The following is a 3,277-nucleotide window of genomic DNA, read 5'->3' on the forward strand; positions in this document are numbered from 1 at the left end:
GAGGAACTTGATGAACTCCCAGGCGGCGCGCTGCTTGGCCGGGTCCTTGGCCAGCACCGCGAGCCCGGCGCCGGAGTAGGTCGGGCGGGCGGGTTTGGTGCCGAAGGACGGCAGGCCCGCGGTGCGCAGCTCGAACTTGCCCGTCGCCGCCTTCTGGGCGCTGGCGAGCAGCGCCGTGCTGGTGACGAACATGCCAAGGTCACCCTTGGTGAACGCGGCCAGGGCCGCTTCGGCCTTGACCCCGGGCTGGGCACCCGAGGCGGTCAGGTCGGCGATCGTGGCCAGCGCCTCGACGGCCGGCTGCTTGTCGAGGGTGACCGCGCCGGAGGAATCGACCAGCGACCCACCGTTAGAATTCACCACCGACTGGGTCAGGTAGTCCGACTTCCCGCTGTCGACGACGCTGATGTAGACGCCCTCCTTACCGGTCGCCTTGATCTTCAAAGCGGCGGCCTTGACGTCGGCGAGGGTTGTCGGCGGCTGCTGCGGGTCCAGGCCGGCGGCGCGGAACAGGTCGGCGTTGTAGTACATGACCGGGATCGACATCGTGTACGGCATCGCCGCGACGACGCCGTTGGTGGAGACGGCCGACAGGATGTTCTTCGAGATGCCGGCGGTGGCCGGCTCCCACTCGCTGCCGGCGACCTTCTGGACCGGGGTGATCGGCAGGGCTTCGACCGCCTCGGCCATCTTGCTCCAGCCGATCTGGGCGACGTCGGGCGGATCACCGGCGGCGGTGTCGGTGCGCAGCCGAGTGAGGACGTCCTTCACCGCGACACCCTGCGGCTTGACCGTGATCTTCGGGTGCGCCTTGGCGAAGGCGTCGAGCAGTGCCTGGGTTCCCGTACCGCCGAGACCCGCGGTGCCGTAGTTGTAGGACAGGAAGGTAATGGTCGCCGGGGTGTCACCCTGCGGTGTCGCGGCCGGGGTACCGGAGGCGGTGTCGCTGTCCGAGCCGCAGGCCGCCACGGCGAGCAGGCCGACCGCGGCGGACAACGCCGTGACGACCAGCCGGGCCCGGTGCCGCCGCGGACGGCGGCCCGGGCGATCCTGTCCTGCGTCCCGCTCTTGTCCTGTGTCCCGTTCATGTCCAGCAGCATCGTCGTGCCGGGAAACGGCTGTCACACCAGTCGCCTTTCACGCGTCGGAGCAGTTGCGTCACCCGAGGGGTGATCGCATCCCGGGAACAGGTCGCCACCCGGGAACAGGTCGCCGCCCACGGGGGGCGGGAAGACGTCGGCGGAGGTCATGCGATGTCGAACTTGCGGGCCGGGGCGGCCAGGTGCACCGGCCCGTCGAACACCCGCTCGGCCTCGGCGCGCCGCGCAGCCAGCCACTCAGGGTCGTCGGTGACGAAGTGGGTGAGCACGAGCTGACCCACCCCGGCGAGCCGCGCCGCCTCGGCCGCGTCGAGGGCGCTGAGGTGGCCGTGGCCGCTGTCGTCGGTCAGCTCGAGGGTGGCCCCTCGGCGAGGAGAAGATCGACGCCGCGGGCGAGGTCGACGAGGGCGTCGGTCACCCCGGTGTCACCGGTGTAGGCGAGGCTGGCGCCCGCCGTCTCGATGCGGATCCCGCAGTTCGGTACCGCGTGGCGCAGCCCGTGCAGGCTGACCATGCAGTCGCCGATCTTAAAGGTCTCCCCCGGGTCGTACTCGCGGACGTCGAAGGCGACCTCGAACGCCTTGTCCAGCAACGGGATGGTCGCGACCGGGAAAAGCCCGGCCAATGCCTGGAAGGTATCCAGGCCGCCCCGCGGAAGGTAAAGAGGAATCGGTTCGCTGCGCGCCGGAATGTCACGTGCCGGGAGCGTCGGGAATCGCATGGGATATCGGGCCCGACTGGCCAGCAATGCCTTTCCCAGCGGGAGGAGATCATAGCAGTGATCGGAATGCAGATGACTGATCACAATACCGTCGAGCGATGCGGGGTGCCCCAGCGCGCTCAGCGCCGTCGCGGCGCCGGGGCCGCAGTCCAGCAGCATCTTCGTCTCCGCGGTGCAGACGAGGTAGCTGGAGCTGCACTGACCGCCGGTCGGCATTCCCGACCGGCAGCCCAGGACGGTCAACCGCATACGTTCATCCGTTCATCTTGATGTTCCACTCTTGGTGTTCCGTTGGGAACATGTGGAACATTCGGCGCCAGGGTGCGCGAGGATTTCCGCTGTCATCCGCGATGCTGCTGGGTGGCGCCGTCGCCGGCAATATGGAACTTTCGAACGGACGATTGCCCCGGCCAATCGCCATCTACACGGGCCGCCGCCGCCGAACGGGCCCGTGACGAAGAACATCGGGCCGGCCCGGCGACGGGGGCCCGAAGGTGCCACGGAGGCCCGAAAGTGCCGGGAGTGCCGCGAAAGGTGCCGCAGGGGTGCGGGCTCAGCCGCCGGAAGCCGGCTGCCCGTCGTGGGCGAGGACCGGCACCTGCGGCGCGGGAGGTACGGGAGGTACCGGGACGGCGTCCTCCCCGAAGGGACCCGCGTTGTCCAAGCTGCGCAGGAACGCCTCGACGACGGGCGGCGGGTCGGGGTGCCAGACCACCTGCACCCCGACGGTGGGCACCGGCTCGACGAGCCGCACGGCCGCCAGGCCCTTGCCGGGCACGAAACCGCTGCGGACGGACGAGGCGAATCCCACAACCGACTTCGTCGTGACGATGATCCCCGTGGCACCCGAGTCGTCGACCTCGTCGGCGACCGTCAGGCTGATGCCCGCCCGGCCGGCGGCGGCGAGGATCGCGTCGTGCATGGCGGGGCTCTGTTCCCGCCGGAACAACACACACCGTTGGCGCGCGAGCTCCCGGAACGACGCCTGCTGGCGGTCGGCCCACGGATGGTGGTGGCCGACGAGGCGACCAGCGGCAGGGTGAGAATCCGTCGCGACTGCAGCCCGGCGGCCGGCGCCCCGCCGAACACGAGCGCCACGTCCACCTTGCGGTCGTGCAGGGCAGCGAGCGTCGGTCCGCTGCGAGCCTCCCAGAGAACCGTGGAGATGCCGGGGTAGTCGGCGCCCAACCGGACGAGGGTCGGCTGGAGCACCCGCTGCCCGGCGGGGAAGTTGAAGCCGATGGTCAACACGCCCACGCGGCCCGAGGCCGCCTCCCGGGCCGCCGACACGGCCCGGCGCGCGGTGTCGAGGACCCGCCGGGCCTCGACCTCGAACGCACGGCCGGCCGCGGTGAGCCGCACCTCGTGGGAGGTCCGGCTGACCAGTTCGACACCGACCTCCCGTTCGAGGCGCTGGAGCTGCTGGCTCAGCGACGGCTGGGCCAGGTGCAGCCGG

Annotated in this window: 2 protein-coding genes and 2 pseudogenes; all 4 read right to left on the reverse strand. The window is 70.7% G+C overall.

All coding sequences use genetic code 11. The features are described 5' to 3' along the window. Positions 1–1,125: extracellular solute-binding protein (locus ACY45C_RS20155; protein WP_462189127.1), on the reverse strand; the 1,125-nt coding region annotated here is incomplete at its 3' end. 121 nt (positions 1,126–1,246) lie between these two features. Continuing rightward, positions 1,247–2,070: pseudogene (locus tag ACY45C_RS20160) on the reverse strand (MBL fold metallo-hydrolase). Positions 2,071–2,374: 304 nt separating this feature from the next. Continuing rightward, positions 2,375–2,974, reverse strand: a complete 600-nt coding sequence (locus ACY45C_RS20165; RefSeq protein ID WP_462189128.1) for a LysR substrate-binding domain-containing protein — start codon at positions 2,972–2,974, stop codon at positions 2,375–2,377. Then, positions 2,905–3,273 (reverse strand): annotated as a pseudogene (locus tag ACY45C_RS20170) (LysR family transcriptional regulator); the annotation flags it as partial. The gene ACY45C_RS20165 and the pseudogene ACY45C_RS20170, both read right to left, overlap by 70 nt. Positions 3,274–3,277 lie beyond the last annotated feature (4 nt).

This window comes from Frankia sp. CcWB2 (assembly GCF_977927585.1).